The sequence below is a fragment of the Nonomuraea sp. NPDC050663 genome (assembly GCF_044456985.1).
GTDB lineage: Bacteria > Actinomycetota > Actinomycetes > Streptosporangiales > Streptosporangiaceae > Nonomuraea.
Genome location: NZ_JBITGL010000004.1, coordinates 19,953 through 41,344, shown reverse-complemented (window position 1 = coordinate 41,344; position 21,392 = coordinate 19,953). Strand labels below are relative to the sequence as shown.

Annotated in this window: 22 protein-coding genes and 1 riboswitch; of the genes, 12 read left to right on the top strand and 10 right to left on the bottom strand. The window is 70.7% G+C overall.

Annotated features, from left to right (window positions below):
- Positions 1–10 precede the first annotated feature (10 nt).
- Together ACIBH1_RS13400 and ACIBH1_RS13395 are read left to right on the top strand one after the other, a co-directional pair.
- Positions 11–301, top strand: a complete 291-nt coding sequence (locus ACIBH1_RS13400) for a hypothetical protein (RefSeq protein WP_397313982.1) — start codon at positions 11–13, stop codon at positions 299–301.
- 5 nt (positions 302–306) lie between these two features.
- Positions 307–672, top strand: a complete 366-nt coding sequence (locus ACIBH1_RS13395; protein ID WP_397313981.1) for a DUF5130 family protein — start codon at positions 307–309, stop codon at positions 670–672.
- On the opposite strand, the gene ACIBH1_RS13390 is transcribed toward ACIBH1_RS13395, so the two are convergent.
- Together ACIBH1_RS13390 and ACIBH1_RS13385 are read right to left on the bottom strand one after the other, a co-directional pair.
- Complete coding sequence (locus ACIBH1_RS13390) at positions 669–1,622, bottom strand: hypothetical protein (RefSeq protein ID WP_397313980.1); 954 nt, start codon at positions 1,620–1,622, stop codon at positions 669–671. The genes ACIBH1_RS13395 and ACIBH1_RS13390 overlap by 4 nt on opposite strands.
- Before the next feature lie 48 nt (positions 1,623–1,670).
- Positions 1,671–2,948 (bottom strand): protein kinase, encoded by a 1,278-nt coding sequence (locus ACIBH1_RS13385; protein ID WP_397313979.1) that lies wholly within the window; start codon positions 2,946–2,948, stop codon positions 1,671–1,673.
- An 87-nt stretch (positions 2,949–3,035) separates the two neighbouring features.
- Between ACIBH1_RS13385 and ACIBH1_RS13380 the strand changes: the two genes are divergently transcribed.
- Positions 3,036–3,602, top strand: a complete 567-nt coding sequence (locus ACIBH1_RS13380) for an RICIN domain-containing protein (protein ID WP_397313978.1) — start codon at positions 3,036–3,038, stop codon at positions 3,600–3,602.
- 31 nt (positions 3,603–3,633) lie between these two features.
- Here ACIBH1_RS13380 and pepN read toward each other — a convergent pair whose 3' ends face one another.
- Positions 3,634–6,135, bottom strand: a complete 2,502-nt coding sequence (gene pepN, locus ACIBH1_RS13375; RefSeq protein ID WP_397313977.1) for an aminopeptidase N — start codon at positions 6,133–6,135, stop codon at positions 3,634–3,636.
- Between the two features lie 60 nt (positions 6,136–6,195).
- On the opposite strand from pepN, the gene ACIBH1_RS13370 reads away from it, so the two are divergent.
- Both ACIBH1_RS13370 and ACIBH1_RS13365 read left to right on the top strand, forming a co-directional pair.
- Positions 6,196–6,816, top strand: coding sequence for a DsbA family protein (locus ACIBH1_RS13370; protein ID WP_397313976.1), 621 nt, complete (start codon positions 6,196–6,198; stop codon positions 6,814–6,816).
- 39 nt (positions 6,817–6,855) lie between these two features.
- Complete coding sequence (locus ACIBH1_RS13365) at positions 6,856–8,259, top strand: aldehyde dehydrogenase family protein (RefSeq protein WP_397313975.1); 1,404 nt, start codon at positions 6,856–6,858, stop codon at positions 8,257–8,259.
- On the opposite strand, the gene ACIBH1_RS13360 is transcribed toward ACIBH1_RS13365, so the two are convergent.
- Both ACIBH1_RS13360 and def read right to left on the bottom strand, forming a co-directional pair.
- Positions 8,256–8,984, bottom strand: coding sequence for an SDR family oxidoreductase (locus ACIBH1_RS13360; protein ID WP_397313974.1), 729 nt, complete (start codon positions 8,982–8,984; stop codon positions 8,256–8,258). The genes ACIBH1_RS13365 and ACIBH1_RS13360 overlap by 4 nt on opposite strands.
- A gap of 10 nt (positions 8,985–8,994) precedes the next feature.
- On the bottom strand, positions 8,995–9,480 hold the full coding sequence (gene def / locus ACIBH1_RS13355) for a peptide deformylase (RefSeq protein WP_181612237.1): 486 nt from the start codon (positions 9,478–9,480) through the stop codon (positions 8,995–8,997).
- A gap of 68 nt (positions 9,481–9,548) precedes the next feature.
- Between def and ACIBH1_RS13350 the strand changes: the two genes are divergently transcribed.
- Both ACIBH1_RS13350 and ACIBH1_RS13345 read left to right on the top strand, forming a co-directional pair.
- The gene (locus ACIBH1_RS13350; protein ID WP_397313973.1) at positions 9,549–10,022 is read left to right on the top strand and encodes a ribose-5-phosphate isomerase; all 474 of its coding nucleotides are present in this window, start codon (positions 9,549–9,551) and stop codon (positions 10,020–10,022) included.
- 74 nt (positions 10,023–10,096) lie between these two features.
- Complete coding sequence (locus ACIBH1_RS13345) at positions 10,097–10,780, top strand: vWA domain-containing protein (protein WP_397313972.1); 684 nt, start codon at positions 10,097–10,099, stop codon at positions 10,778–10,780.
- A gap of 181 nt (positions 10,781–10,961) precedes the next feature.
- Here ACIBH1_RS13345 and ACIBH1_RS13340 read toward each other — a convergent pair whose 3' ends face one another.
- On the bottom strand, positions 10,962–12,191 hold the full coding sequence (locus tag ACIBH1_RS13340) for a GNAT family N-acetyltransferase (protein WP_397313971.1): 1,230 nt from the start codon (positions 12,189–12,191) through the stop codon (positions 10,962–10,964).
- A 118-nt stretch (positions 12,192–12,309) separates the two neighbouring features.
- Here ACIBH1_RS13340 and ACIBH1_RS13335 point away from each other — a divergent pair, with 118 nt between their 5' ends.
- From ACIBH1_RS13335 to ACIBH1_RS13325, 3 genes are all read left to right on the top strand, one after another.
- Positions 12,310–13,425 carry a PP2C family protein-serine/threonine phosphatase gene (locus ACIBH1_RS13335; protein ID WP_397313970.1) on the top strand — a complete coding sequence of 372 codons (1,116 nt, stop codon included), beginning with the start codon at positions 12,310–12,312 and terminating at the stop codon, positions 13,423–13,425.
- 121 nt (positions 13,426–13,546) lie between these two features.
- Positions 13,547–16,423 carry a class III lanthionine synthetase LanKC gene (lanKC, locus tag ACIBH1_RS13330; protein ID WP_397313969.1) on the top strand — a complete coding sequence of 959 codons (2,877 nt, stop codon included), beginning with the start codon at positions 13,547–13,549 and terminating at the stop codon, positions 16,421–16,423.
- Positions 16,424–16,426: 3 nt separating this feature from the next.
- Positions 16,427–16,543, top strand: a complete 117-nt coding sequence (locus tag ACIBH1_RS13325) for a SapB/AmfS family lanthipeptide (RefSeq protein ID WP_397313968.1) — start codon at positions 16,427–16,429, stop codon at positions 16,541–16,543.
- 79 nt (positions 16,544–16,622) lie between these two features.
- Here ACIBH1_RS13325 and ACIBH1_RS13320 read toward each other — a convergent pair whose 3' ends face one another.
- Complete coding sequence (locus tag ACIBH1_RS13320; protein ID WP_397313967.1) at positions 16,623–17,225, bottom strand: LuxR C-terminal-related transcriptional regulator; 603 nt, start codon at positions 17,223–17,225, stop codon at positions 16,623–16,625.
- Between the two features lie 132 nt (positions 17,226–17,357).
- Between ACIBH1_RS13320 and ACIBH1_RS13315 the strand changes: the two genes are divergently transcribed.
- Positions 17,358–18,674: a M50 family metallopeptidase gene (locus ACIBH1_RS13315; protein WP_397313966.1), complete on the top strand. Its 1,317-nt coding sequence runs from the start codon at positions 17,358–17,360 to the stop codon at positions 18,672–18,674.
- Position 18,675: 1 nt separating this feature from the next.
- Here the strand turns inward: ACIBH1_RS13315 and ACIBH1_RS13310 are convergent, their stop codons facing one another.
- On the bottom strand, positions 18,676–19,176 hold the full coding sequence (locus ACIBH1_RS13310; RefSeq protein ID WP_397313965.1) for a DinB family protein: 501 nt from the start codon (positions 19,174–19,176) through the stop codon (positions 18,676–18,678).
- Between the two features lie 11 nt (positions 19,177–19,187).
- On the opposite strand from ACIBH1_RS13310, the gene ACIBH1_RS13305 reads away from it, so the two are divergent.
- Entirely contained in the window at positions 19,188–19,556 is a 369-nt protein-coding gene (locus tag ACIBH1_RS13305; protein ID WP_397313964.1) for an MmcQ/YjbR family DNA-binding protein, read from the top strand.
- A 1-nt stretch (position 19,557) separates the two neighbouring features.
- Here ACIBH1_RS13305 and ACIBH1_RS13300 read toward each other — a convergent pair whose 3' ends face one another.
- Positions 19,558–20,211, bottom strand: coding sequence for a class I SAM-dependent methyltransferase (locus tag ACIBH1_RS13300; protein ID WP_397313963.1), 654 nt, complete (start codon positions 20,209–20,211; stop codon positions 19,558–19,560).
- Positions 20,212–20,293: 82 nt separating this feature from the next.
- Positions 20,294–21,241 carry a coiled-coil domain-containing protein gene (locus ACIBH1_RS13295; RefSeq protein ID WP_397313962.1) on the bottom strand — a complete coding sequence of 316 codons (948 nt, stop codon included), beginning with the start codon at positions 21,239–21,241 and terminating at the stop codon, positions 20,294–20,296.
- A gap of 3 nt (positions 21,242–21,244) precedes the next feature.
- Positions 21,245–21,383: riboswitch (cyclic di-AMP (ydaO/yuaA leader) on the bottom strand.
- Between the last annotated feature and the right edge of the window lie 9 nt (positions 21,384–21,392).

Here is a 21,392-nt window from a genome sequence, read left to right as displayed (position 1 = left end):
ACGTCAAAAGGTGGACAGCGCGCTGGAGATCCTCGGTTTCCTCATCGGCACGTCCGTGGGGTTGTTCCTGCTCATCAGCCTGATCGTGCTGATCCCCGGGCGCAGCACCGACAAGAAGGCGGCGTCGGGCGTCGTCTGGCTGGGCGGTCCCGAGCGCAGCGAGTACGGCGTCAGCACCTCGGGCCTGGTGCTGGCCGACCGTCCCGCGCACTGGGCGCCGCCTCCACGGTCCGACTGGCCGGAGGTGGCGCAGGTCGCCGAGCCGGGCAGGCACATCGGCGGCGCGTCGGCGGGATGGTGACTACGATGCCAACGACTCTGACCACGGCCCAGGCCGACGACCTGCGGCAGGCGATCGCGACGGCCGAGCGCCGCAGCAGGCTGCGGTTCGGCGTCTACCTGGGTCCTCCGGTGGGCAGCAGGCGCCACTTCGCCGAGAAGCTGCACGCCGCGCTCGGCGAGGAGGCAGCCGACTCGGTCGTCGTCTTCGTCGACGTGCACGGCCGCGCCCTGGAGATCGTGACCGGCGAGACGGCGCGGCGCAGGCTTCCCGACGGATCGTGCCGCCTGGTGGGCATGTCGATGGCGACCGCCTTCAGCGCGGGCGACCTCATCGGCGGCCTGCTGTACGGCGTGACCGCCCTGGCCGACCACGCGGTCGCCAGGCGTTAGGCGTCGCGCTGGAGCAGCGTCACCACGTATTCGCTGAGGTCGGCCAGGAGCGTCGAGGGCACGATGGGCGCGTCGGCGATCGCGGAGAAGACCGACGGCAGCCCGGCCAGCGGGAAGCCGTCGTCCTTCCTGGCCGCCGAGCCGACCTCGTTCTTGTCGAGCGCGGAACGGCTGCGCTCCCAGGCGTCGAGCACCTCCTCGGGCGAGGGCACGCCGAACCCGTGACCGACGGGGGCGGCGTGGCGCAGCCGTACGAGAGGGGTCTCGGCGAAGGCCAGCGCGGTGCGTGAGCGCACGGCGAGCAGCGCGCGGGCCTCCTTGGGGATCCAGTCCATCGCCGCGCACGGATTGCGGCAGGTGGCCACGCAGACGCCGATGGCCCCGGCGACCTGGCTGTGCTGGCGGTCGAAGTAGGCACGCCAGCCCTCGGCGGGCTCGCCCGCCACGCGCAGCGTGCGGTTGGTGGCCGACTGCTCGGCCTTGGTGTGGTCGCACTCGCGGTCGCCGATCACCCCGAACCTGCTGCCGGGCGCGCTCAGCCCCTCGGGCCAGCGCGCGGGGTCGCCCGCGTGGCCCAGGTCGGGCTCGAAGGCCAGCAGCGGGAGGTATTCGCTGGCGATGTGCACCGTGGCGATCATCGGGCTCAGCTCGCGCCGGTGCCACCTGATCGCGATGACCTCCAGCAGCAGGGAGTAGGCGGGCCGCAGCGACTCCAGGGCGCCGCGCGGCTGCTCGCGCGGCGTCTGCGGCATGCTGCGCGCCCGCGCGCGACGGCGAAGGTCGGAGGGTACGGCACGCGCCTCGGCGTTGAAGTCCTCCGCGTCGAGCGTCAGCAGGCGCTGCCCGAACTCGCACACGTCGGCGATCTCCTGGGTGGGCGCGAGCGCACCGAGATCGGAGAAGGCGTAACGCCGGGCGAGAGCGATCAGCAGATCGCGCGTGGTCTTCACGCGAACACTCTAAAAGAAGCGCGCGCCGATGATCTCATCGCGCGTGGTTCATCCAGCGGTCTGCGACGGCTCGGGGGTCTCGACCGGCAGGCTCTGGTGGCTCGGCTCGACGGTCGGCTCCTGCGTGGGCGGCTCGGCCGTCGGCTCCTCGGTCGGCGGCTCCTGGGTGGGGGTGGGCGTCGGCTCGGCGGGGGGCGTGGGCTGCTGCGTCGGCTGGTTCGGCGTGGTGGGCTGCGCCGTGGGCGTGCCGCTCGGCTCGGCGGTGGTGCCGGGCGTGGGCGAGGGCCGACGGGGGCCGGGGGTCAGCCGCTGCTTGGCCGGCTGGATCTGCTCGCCGGTCGCGGGCGGGTTGCCGGCCTCGCCCGCCGGTTCCGTGGCGCCGCCCGGCATGATCGGCAGCTGGATCGCCGACAGCGGCGGCCACAGGTGCAGCGAGGCGGCGATGGCCCCCGAGGCCAGCAGCGCCGCTCCGATGGTCGCGATCGCCGTCACGGCGCGGCGCCGCGGCGGGCGCGGCGGCACCCAGCGGGGATCGTCGAGCGCTGCGCGGGCGGCGGCGGCCATCTCGGTGGCCGAGCCCCAGCGTTCCTCCGGCCGCTTGGCCAGCGCCCTGGCCACCACGCGGCGCGGCCCTGGCGGGATCTCGGCGGGCAGCTCGGGCACGGGCGCGTTGAGGTGCTTGAAGATGATCTGGACCGGCGTCTCGCCGTCGTAGGGCAGGTTCCCGGTGAGGCACTCGTAGGCGACGACGCCCAGCGCGTAGAGGTCGACCGCCGGGGTGATCCGGTTGGCGGTGGCCTGCTCGGGCGCGCAGTATCCGGCCGAGCAGAGCATCTGGCCGGTGGCCGTGAGCTGCCCCGCCGACGCCGAGTGGGCGATGCCGAAGTCGGTGAGCACCACGCCGCCGTCGGTGCGGATCATCAGGTTGCCGGGCTTGACGTCGCGGTGCACGATGCCGCGTTCGTGCGCGGCGGCCAGCGCCTCGGCCACCTCGACGACCAGGCGCATCGTCGCCTCGGTGGTCAGCGTCGTGCGCTCCAGCAGCCGGTCCAGCGACTCGCCGTCGACCAGTTCCATCACCAGGAAGCTGACCCGGTCGGTGCCGTAGTCGTAGACGTCGACGACGCCCGGATGGTTGAGCGTGGCCATCGCCCGCGCCTCGTTGAGGAAGCGTTGGGTGGAGGCGGGATTGTGGGTGAGGACCTTCACCGCCACGGTGCGGCCGAGCAAGGTGTCGTCGGCCCGCCAGACTTCGCCCATGCCGCCACCGCCGATGCGGCCTGTCAGCAGATACCGGTTGTTGAGCAAGGTCCCGTCCCCGAGCACCCGAAGAGGCTAGCACTGCGCTCCGCTGTCATGTGAGAACTCCGCGTGACTTTCGCGGGACTGGTGCTTTGCCCGATGATGGGCCCCATGCTCCCAAGGGTCGCCGGCGTCGTCGTGCTGCTGGCCGCGCTCGCCTACTGGCAGCTCGACCTGCGCGAGGGCGAGCCGGTGCGCCGCGCGGGCGCCGTGCTCAGCGGCTACCTCCAGGGCGAGTTCGCGGCGGGCGGCGTCTTCAGCAAGGGCCCCGGCGGCCTCGACGCCCGTGACCGGGTGCTCGACGTGGCCGAGTGGGGCACCGACGACGGCTCGCGCGTGCACCTGTGGTCGTTCCGCGTGCCCGGCGGGATGGACCATCCCAGCGGCGTGGAGAACCAGCGCTGGAAGGTACGGCAGGCGGAGGGCTCCACGGTCTCCCTGGAGAACGTCCTGGCCGCGGGCAAGTGCCTCGACGCGGCCGACGGCGCCGTGGTGATCAACGCCTGCTCCGCGGCCTCCACGCAGCGCTGGGTGCTGGCGCCGCGGGAGGACGGCTGGTTGTCGCTGCGCAATCTCGCGGCGGGCCGGTGCCTGGAGGTCACGCCCGGAGAGTGGGGCAACGGCGTCGCGCCCCGCCTGGCCCGCTGCGGCTACGCCTGGCAGCAGGCCTGGCTGTAGCGGGGCCCGCCCTCGCGGACGGGCCCCTCGATCACGCCTGGTCGGTGGCGCGGTTGCGGATCGCCCGCCGTACGCCGTCGACGCCCTCGACGATCATGCGTCGCAGCGCCGCGGGCACCTCGTCGCCGGCCAGGAACGCCTCGGCCGCGTCGACGGTCGCCTGCTCGATCAGGAAGACCGGGAAGCAGCCGTTGGCGAAGCGCGAGGCGGAGTCGAAGGTCCACTCCTTGTAGACGCGCCCCACCTCGGCGAAGTAGCGCTCCCGGTAGGGCACCAGCAGCTCGATGTGGTGAGGCTCCTGGAACCCGGCGACCGTGGCGCGCAAGGTGGTGCTGGCGGCGTCGGACTCCAGGATGGTCTCCCAGGCGGCCGCCTTCGCCTCGGCCGTCGGGATGCTCGCCCGGCACGTGGTGGCGGAACGCTCGCCCGAGGCGGTGGCGTCGCGCTTGAGCTCGGCGGCGATGTCGGGCTCGCCCAGGCGCCCGCCCACGACCAGTGCGCGGATCAGGGTCCAGCGCAGGTCCGCGTCGACCGACAGGCCCTGCGGCACGGCCGAGCCGTCGAGGATGGCGGCCAGGAGGTCGAGCTCCCCGTCGGATACGGCCACCTGCGACAGCGCGTTGACGTAGGCCAGCTGGTGGTCGGAGCCGGGCTCGGCATCCTCCAGCAGCGAGCGCAGCGTCGCGGCCTGCAGCGCCAGGCCCTCGCCCACCCAGGCGGGGTCGGCGTACTGCTGGGTGGCCATGCGGGCCTGGTTGAGCAGGGCCTGAAGGACGGTGATGTCCTTGACCGCGCCGATGCCCTTGCAGACCAGCTGGACGTAGTCGCGGGCGCGCATCTCGCCGTCGCGGGTCATGTCCCAGGCGGCCGACCAGCACAGCGCGGCGGGCAGCGACGACTCGAAGCTGCTGATGCCGCCCTCGACCAGGGTGTTCAGCGAACGCTCGTCGAGACGGATCTTGGCGTAGGTCAGGTCGTCGTCGTTGAGCAGCACCAGGTCGGGCTGCTCGACGCCGATCAGCTCGGCGACCTGGGTGCGGGCGCCCACGACGTCGAGCTCGACCCGTTTGACCCGCTTGCCGCCGTTGTAGAGGCCGATGGCGACGCGGTGCGAGCGCAGCGTCGGGTAGTCGGCCGGGGCCTCCTGGATCACCTCGAAGCTGGTGAACTTCCCGTCGGCCACCTCGAAGGAGGGCCGCAGGGTGTTGACCCACGAGGTCTCCAGCCACTCCTTCGACCAGCTCGACAGGTCGCGGCCCGAGGTGCGCTCCAGCGCCGCCAGCAGGTCCTTGAGCTCGGTGTTGCCCCACGCGTGCTCGGTGAAGTAGTCGCGCACGCCGGCCAGGAAGTTGTCGAGCCCGACGTAGGCCACCAGCTGCTTGAGGACGCTGGCGCCCTTGGCGTAGGTGATGCCGTCGAAGTTGACCTCGACCGCCTGCATGTCGACGATGTCGGCGGCGATCGGGTGGGTGCTGGGCATCTGGTCCTGGCGGTAGGCCCAGGTCTTCTCCACGTTGGCGAAGGTGGTCCACGCGCCCTGGCCCCAGCGGGTGGCCTCGGCCTGGCACAGGACGGAGGCGTAGGTGGCGAACGACTCGTTCAGCCACAGGTCGTCCCACCAGCGCATGGTGACCAGGTCGCCGAACCACATGTGCGCCATCTCGTGCAGGATCGTCTCGGCGCGGCGCTCGACGACGGCGTCGGTCACGCGGGAGCGGAAGACGTAGTCCTCCAGGAAGGTCACGCAGCCGGCGTTCTCCATCGCGCCCGCGTTGAACTCCGGCACGAAGAGCTGGTCGTACTTGGCGAACGGGTAGCGCACGCCGAAGACCTGGTGGAAGAAGTCGAAGCCCTGGCGGGTGACCTCGAGGATGTTGTCGGCGTCGAGGAACTGCGCCAGCGACTCGCGGCAGTAGAGGCCCAGCGGGATGCCGTCGTGCTCGCTGCGCACCTCGTGGTAGGGCCCGGCGCACAGTGCGGTGATGTACGTCGAGATGCGCGGGGTCTTCTCGAAGCTCCACGTGTTGCCGTTCTGGACGGCGGGGGCGTTGGAGATGCACTTCCACTCGTCGGGCGCGTGCACGGTCAGCTCGAACGTCGCCTTGAGGTCGGGCTGGTCGAAGCAGGCGTACATGCGGTGGGCGTCGGCCGTCTCGAACTGGCTGTGGAGGTAGACCTTCTTGTCGACCGGGTCGACGAAGCGGTGCAGGCCCTCCCCGGTGCGCATGTAGGCGCAGTCGGCCTCGATGCGCAGCTCGTTCTGCTCGGCGATCGCCGGCAGGGGGAGGCGGCCCTTCTCGGCGTCGTAGGACGCGACGTCGAGCTCCTCGCCGTTGAGGGTGGCCTTGTGGACGGTGGCCCCGTGGAGGTCGATGAAGGTCGGCGCGCCGGGCTGCAGCCCGGTGAAGCGGACCGTCGTGACGCTGTCGAAACGCTCCTCCCCGACCCTGAGGTCCAGCTCGACCGCATAAGACTCGACCGTCAGCTGCCGGGCGCGCTCTCGCGCCTCCGCCCGGGTCAGGTTGCCTGCCAAGTTCCGCTCCTGGTGTCGTTCATGGAATATCGCTGTTCACATCAAAGGTTATGGCCTGACATGACTGTCAAGACTCCGGTGGACCTGTGGTTCGATCCTTTCTGTCCCTTCGCATGGATCACGTCACGATGGCTTCTCGAAGTTGAGAAGGTGCGCCCCATCGAGATCCAGTGGCACATCATGAGCCTCAACGTTCTCAACGAGGACAAGGACGTGCCAGAGAGCTACCGCGGCATGATCAGGCGCGCCATCGAGCCGGTGCGCGTGGCCACCGCCGTCGACCAGCGCCACGGCCAGCAGGCCATGGCCGATTTCTACACCGCCTTCGGCACCCGCTGGCACAACGAGGGACGCAACAAGGACCGCTCGAAGCTGGGCGACGTGCTGGTGGAGGCGCTGGAGGCCGCCGGGCTCGACGCCTCGCTCGCCGAGGCCGCGCACGTCACCGACTACGACGAGCTGCTGCGCAAGTCCCACCACTCCGGCATCGAGCTGGTCGGCCAGGAGGTGGGCACCCCCGTCGTCGCCGTCGAGGGCAACGCCTTCTTCGGCCCGGTGCTCAGCCGCATCCCGCGCGGCGAGGACGCGGGCAAGCTCTGGGACGGCGTGCTGGCCGTCACCGGCTACGAGTTCTTCTACGAGCTGAAGCGCAGCAGGACCACCGACCCGGCCTTCGACTGACGCTCGTCTTTTCGCCGGCAGCACGCCAGGATGGGGGCTATGCGGCAGCTCTACATCAACGGGACATGGACCGCCTCGGTCTCGGGTGAGGGGATAGACGTCGTCAATCCCGCGACCGAGGAGATCATCGACCGGGTGCCGGCAGGCGCCCCAGGAGACGTGGACGCGGCCGCATCAGCAGCCCGCGCCGCCTTCCGCTCCTGGTCGGGAACGGCCGCAGAGGAACGCGGGAAGCTGCTGGCCACCGCGTCCGACCTGCTGCGGCAGCGGGCCGACGACATCGCCCGGGTGATCGCCACCGACATGGGCGCGCCGTACGGCTTCGCGCTGAAGGTCCAGACCCTGCTGCCCGCCACCGTTTTGGCCGGATACGCGCACCTGGCCGAGTCCCACCCGCGGGAGCGGCGCGTGGGCAACTCGCTCATCCTCAAGGAGCCCGTCGGCGTGGTCGGCGCGATCACGCCCTGGAACTACCCGCTCCACCAGATCGTCTGCAAGGTCGCCCCGGCCCTGGCCGCCGGGTGCACGGTGGTGCTCAAGCCCAGCGAGGTGGCCCCGCTGGCCGCCTACGCGCTGGCCGAGATCTTCCACGAGATCGGCCTGCCGCCCGGCGTGTTCAACCTGGTCAGCGGCGCGGGCCCGGTCGTGGGCGAGGCGATCGCCTCCCACCCGGCCGTCGACATGGTCTCCTTCACCGGCTCCACCCTCGCGGGACGCCGCGTCGCCGCGCTGGCCTCCGAGTCGGTCAAGAAGGTCGCCCTGGAGCTCGGCGGCAAGTCGGCCAACCTCATCCTGCCCGGCGCCGACCTGGCCGCCGCGGTCAAGGTGGGCGTGGCCAACGCGTTCGTCAACTCCGGCCAGACCTGCTCGGCCCTGTCGCGCATGATCGTCCACCGCGACGACTACGACCAGGCCGTACGGCTCGCCGTCGAGGCCGCGCGCAAGTACACCGTGGGCGACCCCTTCGACGAGGGCACCCGCCTCGGCCCGCTCGTCTCGGCCCGCCAGCGCGACCGCGTCGTGCGCTACATCAACCGCGGCCAGGAGGAGGGCGCCCGCCTGGTCGCCGGCGGCACCGAGACCGACCACGAGCGCGGCTTCTACATCGAGCCCACCGTGTTCGCCGGGGTCGAGCCCGGCATGGTCATCGAGCAGGAGGAGATCTTCGGCCCGGTGCTGTCGATCATCCCCTTCATGAGCGTCGACCAGGCCGTCACCATCGCCGACGGCACGCCGTACGGCCTGGCGGGGGCGGTGTGGGGCGAGACGGAGCAGGCCGCCATCGCCGTCGCCCGCCGCCTGCGCACCGGCCAGGTGTCGATCAACGGCGGGGCGTTCAACCCGCAGGCGCCCTTCGGCGGCTACAAGCAGTCGGGCATCGGCAGGGAACTGGGCGAGGAAGGCCTGGAGGAGTACTTCGAGACCAAGGCGCTGCAGCTCTAGATCAGCATTCCTCCTGTGGCCCGGATGGTCTGCCCGGTGATCCACCGGCCGTCCGGGCCCGCCAGGAAGGCCACCACGCCCGCGATGTCGTCGGGCTGCCCGATCCGTCGCAGCGCGGTGAAGGCCTCCACCTGCGCCAGCGCCTCGGGAGTGTTCGTCGAGTGCAGCAACTCGGTGTCGACCGCACCGGGCGACACCGAGTTCACCGTGATGCCGCGCGGCCCGACCTCGCGGGCCAGCACGCGGGCGAACTGCTCGATGGCCGCCTTGCCTGCGGCGTAGACGGCCGTGCCCGGCGCGGGCAGATCGGTGTTCAGCGTCGAGATGTTGACGATCCTGCCGCCCTCGCGCATGTTCCTGGCCGCCCACTGCATCGCCAGGAACACCGCCTTGGTGTTGGTCGCCATCATCTGGTCGTACAGCTCCTCGGCGTACTCGCTCACCACGCCGGTGTCGTTCATGGCCGCGTTGTTGACCAGGATGTCGAGGTGGCCCAGCCGCTTGCGCGCCTCGGCGAACATCAGGTCGACGTCGGCCCTGCGCCCCAGGTCGATCCGGACGGCTCGCGCGCCGGTGCGCCCGGCCACCTCGGCGGCGGCCTCCTCGTTGCGCAGGTAGGTGAAGACCACCTCGGCTCCCTCGGCGCACAGGCGCTCGACGATCGCCCTGCCGATGCCCCTGGAACCGCCGGTGACCACTGCGTGCTTGCCCGAGAGAGTGCCCATGCGGAAGAACCTACGCCTTGAGCATGATCTTCCGTGCTTCGTCCTTCGGCAGGTGGTCGATGTACAGCTTGCCGTCGAGGTGGTCGGTCTCGTGCTGGAAGCATCGCGCCAGCAGGCCGCGAGCGCGCAGCTGCACGGTCTTGCCGAGCCGGTCGACCCCGCTGATGCGCACCCCGGCCGCACGCGGCGTGGAGGCGTACAGCGGCTTGCCCGTGTCACGTCCCGGCACCGACAGGCAGCCCTCGTGGTCGAGCACCTCGTCGGTGTCGTCGATCGTCAGCTCCGGGTTGATCAGGTGCCCCTTGCGCCCGCTGCAGTCGTAGACGAACAATCTCCGCGACACGCCGATCTGCGGACCGGCCAGCCCGACGCCGTCGGCGGCGTACATCGCCTCGAACATCTCGTCGATCAGGCGGCGCAGCTCCTTGTCGAAGACCGTCACGGGCTCGGCCGGGGTCCGCAGGACAGGGTCGCCGATGACGCGGATCTCACGCATGTGTCGCTCCCGTAAGGGTCGTCCAGGGTTGCTGCCTCTTACTCTAGCGACTGTGAAAGACTTGCCGCGTGCGTGTGTACATCGGTGCCGACCATGCCGGCTATGAGCTGAAGAACCACCTCGTCTCCTGGTTGAAGGAGCACGGCCACGAGGTGACCGACTGCGGTCCGTTCGTCTACGACGCCGAGGACGACTACCCGGCGTTCGTGCTGCGCGCCGCCGAGGGCGTCTCCGACGACCCGGGCAGCCTCGGCGTCGTCATCGGCGGCTCGGGCAACGGCGAGCAGATCGCCGCGAACAAGGTGCGCGGCATCCGCGCCGCCCTCGCCTGGAGCGAGGAGACGGCCCGCCTGGCGCGCGAACACAACGACGCCAACGTGGTGAGCGTCGGCGCGCGGATGCACTCACTGGAGGACTCCACGCGGTTCGTCGAGGTGTTCCTGTCGACGCAGTACTCCGGGGCCGAGCGTCACAGCAGGCGCATCGCCCAGCTGGCCGCGTACGAGACGATCGGCCAGCTGCCGCCGCTGCCGGAGAGCTGACAGCCGGCTCCCCCCGTTCGTCGCATCCTTGACCAGCCCGGGTCCTCCCGGGCACCCGGAGACAGGAGCACGCCGTGTCGAGCAACCCGCAGTACGCCGTCGACATCGTCTTATGCGTCGACGTCACCGGCAGCATGGCGCCGGTCATCGACACCGTGCGTGAGGGAGCGCTGTCCTTCCACGACCAGCTCGGCGACGCCATGGCCCGCAAGAACAAGGCCATCGGCCGCCTCCGCGTCCGGGTGATCGCCTTCCGCGACTTCGCCGACAAGGCCGACAACGCGATCGAGCAGACCGGCTTCCTGACGATCCCGGAGCAGTCGGAGACGTTCGAGACGTTCGTGCGCGGGCTTCGCGCCGAGGACGGCGGCGACGCGCCAGAGTCAGGCCTGGAGGCCCTGGCCATGGCCATCAGGTCGCCGTGGGAACGCGGCCTGGAGGAGCGGCGCCACGTCGTCGTGATGTTCACCGACGCCCCCGCCCACCCCCTGGGCACCGGGCGCACGGCCTCCACCTACCCCGCCGGGATCGCCTCCAGCCTGGAGGAACTGGCCGCAGACTGGGGCGCCACCACCGGCCAGGACGCGGTCATGGAGTACGCGGCCAAACGCATGCTGATCTTCGCGCCCGACCAGGAGCCGTGGAACAGGATCGCGGACGAATGGAACAACGTCGGCTTCTTCCCCTCCCAGGCCGGGACCGGGCTGGAGGAATGGGAGATGGCCGAGGTCATCAACTTCATCGCCGGCGGTCTCTGAGGGAGCCCGGCTCCCTCAGAGACCGGCCGTTCACTTCTTACGATGAGCCGCCTTCGGCATCTCATCACGCAAAGGACGCCTGTCGGCGCCCTCCTGCTGCTCCGAGGTGGGCCGTGACACGTCGCGGGCGCGCATGGCGATCACCGGCGTGATCTGCAAACTCTGCAAAGCCATACCCCGATTAGAACACGAACCCCGCCCAGGGCTTCGGGCTCCACGTCATGGCCGTGGCCAGCTGCCGTACGGCTCCCGCGGTGTGCTCGGCGAGCAACCCCGCCCCGAGCTGCGCCTGGAGCGCGTCCTTGCCCATGTAGGCGGCGCCCAGCGAGACGACCGGAAGGGTGAGGTCGGCCTCCTCCTCCGTGGGCTTGCACTCGGCGCCCGAGGCGTCGGCGGTCAGGCGCCAGCGGCGGGCGTTCCAGGGGCACAGGTCGTCGGTGACCTCGATGACCACGTCCACCGGCGCGGCGTAGGCGCGGGCGGCGAGGGCCTTCTCGACGTCGACGACGCGGACGTACAGCTCGTCGCCCCAGCGGGCGCGCAGCTGGCGGGTGTCGGCGAGCAACTGCGTGAGCGGGTCGTCGACGGGGCGGCCCCAGGCGCTGACGGTGACGGTGAGGTCGCGGTCGAGCAGGTTGCGCCACAGCAGGGCGTACGCGGCGGGGTCGGCGGCGTAGACCTCGTTGACCTGGACCTCGTTGGCGGCGACGCCGTCGGTCCAGTTGCTCTTGACGCGGAACAGGGCGTAGCCCCTGACTCCCGAGTCGTCGACGGCCAGGACGCCGCGCAGGTCGCTGGAGCCGTGGCGGCTGTACTCCTCGTCGGACAGGACCGCGCTCCAGAAGTGGTCGTTCCTGGCGTACTGTCCCGGGCGCTGGGCGCGAACACGGTCGTAGAGCGCCTCGAAGTCGGCCCGGTGGTCGGCCGGAGCGATCACCTTGATCCGGAGCGCCGGGTCGACGGGCGCGTGCCGGACGAAGTCGGCCCTGTGCGTGGGGATCGAGAGGTACAGCTCGTCGGCCGCCCTGCCGTACCCGTATCTGCCGTAGATCACCGATTCCGAGGCGTACAGCGCCGCCAGGGGCTCGCCGCGCTCGTGCACGTCGGCCAGCTGCCTGCGCATCAGCGACGACAGGATGCCGCGGCGGCGGTGCGAGGGCAGCACGCTGACCGCGGTGACACCGGCCACGGGCAGGTCCGTGCCGCCGGGCACGGACATGGAGAAGGTGTAGATGCCGGTGACGCCGACGATGAGGTCACCGTCGAAGGCGGCCAGCGTGCGGTCGAACTCGGTGCCGGACTGCCAGCGCGCCCGCTGGTCGGGATGGGGTGTCCAGCCGAAGGCCTCCGTCAGCACCGAGCTGTAGGCCGGGTACTCCGCCTCGGTGATCGGGCGAATCGGGTACGTCATCCAACCACCGTAGGACTGGACAAAGACGGACGGCCACCCAATATCCGTGCTTAATGATCAAGGCGTTGGTCAAGTGGGCTGCCCAAGGAGGGGCCAGACCGATACAGTCGAGCGCATCATGAGTTCCCGTCCGGCGCCGCTGATCCCGCCACGGCTCCGCGCGTTCCTCGTGCGGGTGCCAGGTCTGGTGCCCGTCGTGCGCTTCCTGCGGCGGGGACCGCTCGCGCGCGACCGGAACCTCCTGATCACCCTGTGCGTGGTCACCCTGCTGGTCGGCGGGCTCGGAGCGCGGGTCAGCCTTGAGCTGTTCTCGCCGGCCCTGCTCATCCCCGTGATCCTCATCGGCGGCCTGCAGCTGCGCCTGCGCAGCCTGGCCAAGCTGCTGGTGGTCGTGCTGGTGGCGCTCGGCTACATCGCCTTCGCCAAGGGCGCGAGCCTGATCGGCGTGGGACTCGTGGCCGCGATCGGCTTCACGGCCGTGCTGGCGGCGCTGATGGCGCGCACCCGCGGCAAGCTCGGCGTGCAGGGCCTGCGCGGCGACGCGATGCTGCTGGAGCTGCGCGACCGGCTGAAGCGGCAGAGCGAGCTGCCCGCCCTGCCCAAGAGCTGGGGCGGCAAGGTCGTGCTCAAGCAGGCGGGCGGGTCGTCGTTCGGCGGCGACTTCGTCGTCTCGATGCGAGACGGCGACCAGGTCGAGATCGCGCTGGTCGACGTCTCGGGCAAGGGCGTCGACGCCGGCACCAGGGCGTTGCTGCTGTCGGGCACGTTCGGCGGGCTGCTCGGCTCCGTCGGCGACTTCCTGCAGGCGTGCAACGCCTACCTTCACCGGCAGAAGGGCGACGAGGGGTTCGTCACCGCCGTGCACGTGCGGGTGAACCTGTCCACGGGCGAATACACGATCACCTCCGCCGGCCACCCTCCGGTCGTCAAGTTCGACGCGGGCACCGGCAGCTGGCAGATCGCCTCGGCCAAGGGCGTGGTCCTGGGCGTCGTGCCCGACCTGCACTGCGAGCCCGACAGCGGCGTGCTGCGCAAGGGCGACGCGCTGCTGCTCTACACCGACGGGCTGATCGAGCAGCCGGGCCGCGACATCGACGCGGGCCTCGACAAGCTGCTGGGCGAGGCGGAGCGGCTGCTGCCCTCCGGTTTCCGCGACGGCGCGCGAGCGCTGGTCAACGCCATGTCGTCCGGGCACAACGACGACTGCGCGCTGGTGCTCATCTGGCGTCCGTGACAAATCACACGGGTCACTCCATGTAATGGACCATGCGCAGATTGTGCGCATGGTCACTGGCTGGGGTGAGGGCTGCCTGAAATCCTCATGATGACAACAGCCGGAAGGGGGTGGAATATCCGTGGATAAGCGATACGAGCTCTACTGCCTGTCCGACCCGGTCTTCTACGACGCCCCCACCGGCCCCTCCGCCTTCTCCCAGACCTCCCGCACCGCCCCCGCGGCGTGGGAGCGCACCGAGCGCGACGACTGGGTGATCTACCGGCCGATCGCCGCCGCCCTGCCCGACCAGGGCTGGAAGATCCACGTGTCGTCCACCCTCGACGAGGCGGAAGAAGTCCTCGAACAGGTGTGGCTGTACTGCTTCGAGCACGAGCTGCCCTTCAAGTTCCTGCGCGCCCGCCACCTGCTGCACCTGCGCAACGCCAAGTACGCCGACCGCGGCGCCAGCGGGAAACTGGCCGCGATCTACCCGCGTGACGAGGCGCAGCTGGAGCGCGCCACCGAGGAACTGGGCACGCTGCTGGCCGGGCGGCGCGGGCCCTACATCCTCAGCGACCTTCGCATCGGCGAAGGGCCGCTCTACGTGCGCTACGGCGGCATCGCCGAACGCCACTGCGTCACCCCCGAGGGCAGGATCGAGCCCGCCATCGCCGCCCCCGACGGGACCCTGGTGCCCGACCGGCGCGGCCCCGTCTTCGCGCCGCCGCCCTGGGTGCACCTGCCGCACTTCCTCGAACCCCACCTGATCGCGCGGCGCGCCACCACCTTCGACGGCGTGCCGTACAGCATCGACAAGGTCCTGCACTTCTCCAACGGCGGCGGCGTCTACCAGGGCAAGGACCGGCGCACGGGGCGCGACGTGGTGCTGAAGGAGGCCCGGCCGCATGCCGGGCTGGACTTCGCCGGGCACGACGCGATGGCCCGGCTGAGTCGCGAGCGCGACGCGCTGTCCTGCCTGGCGGGCCTCGACGCCGTGCCCGAGCTGATCGACGAGTTCACCGTCGGCGACCACCGCTTCATGGTCATGGAGCACATCGACGGCCGGCCGCTCAACCAGGTCTTCGGCGACCGATACCCGCTCGCCGGGCAGGCCGGCGGCGACCGCGCCGCCTACGCGGCGTGGGCGATGGGGATCTGCGCCCAGGTCGAGGAAGCCGTCGCCGGGATCCACGCGCGCGGGCTGGTCTTCGGCGACCTGCACCTGAGCAACGTGCTCGTACGGCAGGACGGACGCATCGCCCTCGTCGACTACGAGCTGGCGATGCCGCTGGACGACACCGACAGGGCAGCGCTGGCCAGCCCCGGCTTCGCCGCCCCCGCCGGGGTCACCGGCGCCGACATCGACCGCTACGCCCTGGCGTGCCTGCGGCTGGCGCTGTTCCTGCCCGTCACCGAGCTGTTCCTGATCGACCGCGTCAAGGCCGTGGAACTCGCCGAGGTGATCAGGAACGGCTTCCCGGTGAGCGACGAGTTCCTCGACGACGCCGTGCGCACGATCACCGGCGACCGGGCCATCAGGCACATCCCCGCCTGGCACTCCGCCACGCTGCCCGACCCCGCCCGCTGGCCGGTGCTGCGGCGCTCGATGGCCAGGGCGATCCTCGACTCGGCCACTCCCGAGCGCGACGACCGGCTCTTCCCCGGCGACATCGAGCAGTTTTCCACAGGCGGGCTCAACCTCGCCCACGGCGCGGCAGGCGTTCTCTACGCTCTCGACATCGTCGGAGCAGGACGCTTTCCGGAGTATGAATCATGGCTATCCGATCGTGCCGTCAGGCCGGGCAGCAGGCTCGGCTTCTACGACGGGCTGCACGGCATCGCCCACGTGCTGGCCAGGTTCGGCCACCACGAGCGCGCGCTGGAGCTCGTCGAGATCGTCGCGCGCGAACCCTGGCAGTCGCTCGGCCTCGGGCTGTACGGCGGACTGTCGGGGATCGGGCTCGGCCTCCTGGAGCTGTCGGGCCTGCTGGGGCTGCCCGACCTGCACACCCAGGCGCTGAAGGTCGTCGACCTGGTCGCCTCGCGGCTCGAGACCGAGCGCTTCCCCTACGCGGGGCTCATGCACGGCGCCGTTGGCCCGGCGCTGCTGTTCCTGCGCGCGGGGGAGCCGGCGCTGGCCGAGCGCGCGCTCCGGCTCGACCTGGCCCGCTGCCGCACCCGGAACGACGGCTCCCTCCAGGTCGACGAGGGCTGGCGCACCATGCCCTACCTCGACAAGGGCAGCGTCGGGCTGGCCTGGGTGCTGGGTGAACACCTGGCCCGCCACCCGTCGCCGGAGCTGTCGTCGGCCTACCAGGCGCTCGACCTGGCCGCGCGCTCGCCCTTCTACGTCCAGTCGGGGCTGTTCAGCGGCCGGGCCGGCGTGCTGGCCTACCTCGCCCGCCACCGCCTCGCCGGGGCGCCTGGTGGCGATGTCGGCGGGGGTCCTGGACGAGCTCTGGGCGGGCCCACCGGCGAGGCTGCCGGCGGGGCTGCTGGCGGAGGTCTCGACCGGACTCCCGGTGGGGGGCTTGGCGGGGCTTTCGGTGCGGTCTCCGATGCGGCTCCTGATGGCGATCCCGGCGCAGCTTATGGTGGCGACCCCGGCGGCGACCCTGGAGACGGGGTCACCGGCGGCGTCCCCGGCGGCATCACCGGCGGCATCACCGGCGGCATCACCGGCGGCGTTCCCGGCGGCGTTCCCGGCGGCGTTCCCGGCGGTGTCGCTGGCGGCGTCACCGGCGGCCTGTCCGCCGGCGTGCCTGGCCGCCTCGCTCGTGGCCTCGCCGGAGGGCGCGATGACGATCCCGATGTCGAGGCGCAGTTGCAGGCGCTCGGGTGGCACGCGCTCCGATACCAGGCCCACCTGGCCTTCCCCGGCGAGCGCCTGTTGCGCCTGTCGATGGATCTGGCCACGGGCACGGCGGGCGTGCTGCTAGCGGTCGGCGCGGCGTTGCACGATGCGCCCGTGACGCTGCCCCTGATGACGGTTTCCGGCCCCGAGACGGAGGGATAGGGAATGACGCTCCTCGATCTTCAAGGGCTCGAGCCCGAGACCCCCGGCGGCGGCTTCGACAGCTGCCACAGCCGGTGTTGTGGCGGAGGCGCGAGCTGGCTGAGCCTGTTGCTCTGCTGACTCGGCCCCATCGACTCCGGGTCCCGGGGGAGCGGCGCGGTTCCCCCGGGGCTCGGTCACCATCGTGCGATGGCGCAGGTTAGAGCCAGCCCGAGTTGCTGGCGATCCGCACCGCGTCGAGGCGGTTGCGCGCGCCCGTCTTGCACATGATGCGCGAGAAGTGGTTGCGCACCGTCCCCACCGACAGGAACAGCGCGGCCGCGATCTCGGCCGAGCGCGCACCCCGCGCCGCGATGCGCAGCACCTCGAGTTCGCGCCGGGTGAGGGGGTTGGACGCCGACTCCAGCGCGGCGATCGCCAGGTCGGGTTCGACGGCCCGGCGGCCTGCGGCGACCTGCCGCAGCCCTTCCGCCAGTTGCTCGGGCGCCACGTCCAGGCTGAGGAAGCCGAGCGCGTGGGCGGCGAACGCCCGCCGTACGATTCCGGGGTTGGGCTGGGCGGCGAGGATCAACGCCCGGCATGCCGGCGCCTTCTCGTGCAGCCGTTCGGTGACGGCCAGGCCGTCTCCGGGCAATTCCAGGTCGATGACCGCTGCGTCGGGGCGCAGTGTCAGGGCGGCGGGCACCACGTCCTCCCCGCTGCCTACGTCGGCGACGACCACGAGGTCGAGTTCGGCCTCGAGCGAGGCGACCAGGCCACGCCGCACCAGCGGCACGTGCTCGGCGACGAGGATCCGGATCAAAGCACTCCCCACATATCCCAGGGTGATCGAGTGACTGCGCACTGTCAACGAAGTCTCTCGACTTGGCAAAGCGTGCGCAAGCGGTTCAGGCGTGGAGACTTCGACTAGTCTGTGGCCAACGGGAGGGTGTGGATGGACTGGTTGATCTTCCTGGCGGGGATTCTCATCATTCTCGTCGGGCTCATGGTGTCGATCGGGTTGCACGAGATCGGGCACCTGGTCCCCGCCAAGCTCTTCGGCGTCAAGGTGACGCAGTACATGGTGGGGTTCGGGCCGACGATGTGGTCCAAGCGGAAGGGCGAGACCGAGTACGGCGTCAAGTGGCTGCCGTTCGGCGGCTACATCCGCATGATCGGCATGCTCCCTCCGCGTCCGGGCGACGACCCGAACATGGTGCGCCAGACCTCCACCGGACCCTTCCAAGGCCTGATCGAGCAGGCTCGTGACCTGGCCCAGGAGGAGGTGCGGCCGGGCGACGAGAACCGGGTCTTCTACCGGAAGAAGTGGTGGCAGAAGGTCATCATCATGTCCGGCGGCCCGTTCATGAACATCCTGCTGGCGTTCGTGCTGTTCGGCGTCGTCTACATGGTCATGGGCGTGCAGACGCTCAAGCCGGTCCTCGCCCAGGTGCAGCAGTGCGTGGTCTCGGCGGAGGTCCAGCAGAAGGACCCCAACAGGGCGTGCACGGCGGCCGACCCCAAGACGCCGTCGGCGCAGGCGGGGCTGAAGCCGGGCGACAAGGTCGTCTCCTTCAACGGCACTCCGATCGCCCGCTGGGAGCAGGTCAGGGACGGCATCCGCGCCGCGGGCGCCTCCCAGGTCACCCTCGGCATCGAGCGCGACGGAAAGCTCCAGGACCTGAAGGTCGCGCTGATCGCGCAGGACATGCCCAACGTCGAAGACCCGAAGAAGATCGACAAGGGCGTGGGCTACCTCGGCGTCGTCCCGCAGGTCGTGATCGAGCAGAAGGACTTCCCCTACCTGGTCACCGAGTTCGGCGAGACCGTGGGGCACGTCGGCGAGTCGCTGATCAACCTGCCGCAGCGCATGGTGGGCGTGTGGAACGCCGCCTTCTCGGGCGACGAGCGCGACGCGAACGGCCCGATCGGCGTCGTCGGCATCGGCCGCATCGGCGGCGAGATCGCCACGATGGACATCGCCGTCGAGAACAAGCTGATGGTGTTCGTCAACCTGCTGGCAGGCTTCAACCTGGCCGTGGGCCTGTTCAACCTGATCCCGCTGCTGCCGCTCGACGGCGGCCACATCGCGGGCGGCCTGTGGGAGGGGCTCAAGCGCGGCTTCGCCCGGATCGCCCGGCGCCCCGAGCCCGCTCCCGTCGACGTGGCCAAGGTGCTCCCGCTGACCTACGCCCTGGCCTTCGTCTTCATGTTCATGGCCGGCCTGCTCGTCTACGCCGACCTGGTCAACCCGGTGAAGCTGACCGGCTGACCTACTCGCCCGTGGCCCCGTCGATCCGCTCGCGCAGCAGGTCGGCGTGGCCGTTGTGGCGGGCGTACTCCTCGATCATGTGCACGTAGATCCACCGCACGGAGTACTCCCCTCCCGAACGCGGGTGGACGACCACGTCGTCGAGCGTGACCTTCTCGCCGATGGCGCGGGAGGCGGCGACCTCCTCCCGCCACAGGGCGAAGGCCGACTCGCGAGTGTCGTCGGCGGCCTTCGTGAAGTCGGTCTCGCTCCCGTCGGCGTGCCAGAAGTGGGGCGGCGCGTTCTCGCCGGCGATCACGCGGCGGAACCAGCCGCGCTCCACGTCGGCCATGTGGCGCAGGAGCCCCATGAGCGACAGCGGCGACGGCTCGATGTTCTGCTGCCGCAGTTCCTCGTCGCCGAGCCCTTCGCACTTCCAGGCCAGCGTGTCGCGCTGGTGGTCGAGGAAGGCCTTCAGCGTCTCGTACTCGGGAGCGATGTGTGGGGTCTCAGCGCGTGTCATAGCGTTTGATTATGGACCCGCTGGAGGAGCTCCGCCGCCGGTGCATGGCGATGCCGGAGGCCACGGAACGCGTCAGCCACGGCGAGCCGACCTGGTTCGTGCGCGGCAAGAAGACGTTCGTCATGTACGCCGACCACCACCACGACGACCGGCTGGCCTTCTGGTGCGCGGCACCGCCGGGAGTGCAGGAGGAACTGATCGCCGAGGATCCCGAGCACTACTTCCGCCCGCCGTACGTCGGGCACCGCGGCTGGCTGGGCGTCTACCTCGATGTGGAGGTCGACTGGAAGGAGGTCGGCGAGATCGTCGCCGACGCCTACCGCTGCGTGGCGCCCAAGACGCTCGTGGCGAGGATGAACGCCGACCGCCCGGAGGCGTGAGTCAGGCGCGGGCGCGCACGGCCAGGATGTTGGGCACGGCGTGCTCGCGCGGCTCGTGGACGCTCTCGATCGTCAGTCCCGAGGCGATGAAGGCGTTGAGGAAGTCCGACAGCGGCAGGTGGTTCATCCCGACGCGGTCGCGCACACCCTGGGCGTTCCACCACGGAGCTCGCTCGTGCCAGCCCCGCTGCCGGTAGGTGTGGTGGACGACCACCCCGTCCTCCATCACCTGCACGTGCGGCCCGTTGAAGCAGGGATGCACGCCGTAGAAGACGAAGACCCCACCGGGGCTGAGCACCCTGGCGGCCTCGCGCAGCATGGCGGGGAAGTCGGGCAGGTCGGTGGAGGTCCACAACGACACCACGGCGGGCAGGCTCGAATCGCGCAGCGGCAGGCGCCCCGCGTCGGCCTGGAGCAGCGGGCCCCCGGTCCTGGTCCTGGCCAGGCGCAACTGGTCGGCCGACCGGTCGAGGCCGAGCGGGATGCGTTCGGTGTCGCGGATGACCTCGAAGTACTGCCCCGTGCCGCATCCCAGGTCGAGGCAGAGCCCTTCTCCCGGGCCCAGGATCTCGGCGAGCGGCGCGTAGTTCATGCGGTAGAAGGAGGAGTTCCAGGTGTCGTACCAGTCGGCCAAGCCGTCATAACGAGCCTTCATGGGACCAGCTTCACCCACGGAACGGGACAAGGAGCACCCCACCCAGGCGTCCGCGCCAGATACCTGGGTGGGGCACGGCTGTTCAGAGCATCGAGATGTGCACGTGGTCGTAGTGGTTGGCGGTGATGCCGCCCCGGTCGGACATGGCACGCCACCCGCTGCCCTGGTTGATCCGCTGCTTCCAGATCACGTATTTCACGCCGAGCTTGTCCATGTTCTTCACGGCCCAGGCGGCCACCTGGTCGCCGAGCGTGTTGCCCGCCGCGCTCGGCATGGCGCCGCCGGAGCTCATCATGAAGTCGCACGCCCTGCCGAGCGGGTGTTCGCCGCTGTTGTCGACGCGGTAGCAGCCGACGGAGAACTGCAGGGCGAAGTTCTTCTGGACCTCCGCGCGCATCAGGCGGGTGCGCGGGGTGATGTTGTCGGAGCCGCTCGGCAGTTCGGGGGCGAAGCTGCCGTCGGAGCGGCGGCCGGTGCCGTACGGCACGAGGTCTTCGAGCTTGTCCTTGATCTCGCCGATCAGCTTCTCGGCCTCCTTGCGCTGGCTCGCCAGCTCGGAGGTCTCGGTCTTGATCTGCGCGGCAAGGGCGGTCGCCTGCTCGGCGGCCTGCTGCTTGGCGTCGCGGCCGGCCTTGACGCCGGCGATGGCGGCCTTCTGCTCCTCGGTGATCTCGTTGAGCACGGCGGCGCCGGCGCTGGAGTCGGGGGTGAGGAAGGGGGTCACGCCGGGGTTGCCCTGGTAGTGGAGCTGGGCGATCTGGCTGATGAGCTTGTGCGCGTCGGCGAGCTGGGCCTCGGCCTGGACGAGCCGGTCTCTGGCGGCCTTCTCGTCCTTCTGCGCCTTGGCCAGGGAGACCCGCTTGGCGTTGTAGGCCTCGAGGAGCTTGTCGATCTTCTTGTCGAGGCTCGTCAGCTCGGCCCGGAGCTTGGACTCGCTCGGCTTGGGATCGGCCGCGGCGGGGGAGCCGCCGACGGTGAGCGCCACCGCGGTGCAAACCACCGCGGTCAGCATTGCGGACTTGGCCGCCAAGAGCCTTCCTCTCCTCCTGCCGACCGGGTTAGCTGACGGGTTCGGGCGCGGAGAGCTGCCCTACCACCGAAGTGGATTCACCCCAGGTGCGATGGGTCCCCGGTTCCCGGGCGACGCGCCCGGGATTAGGCGTGCGACGGCTGTGACAGCC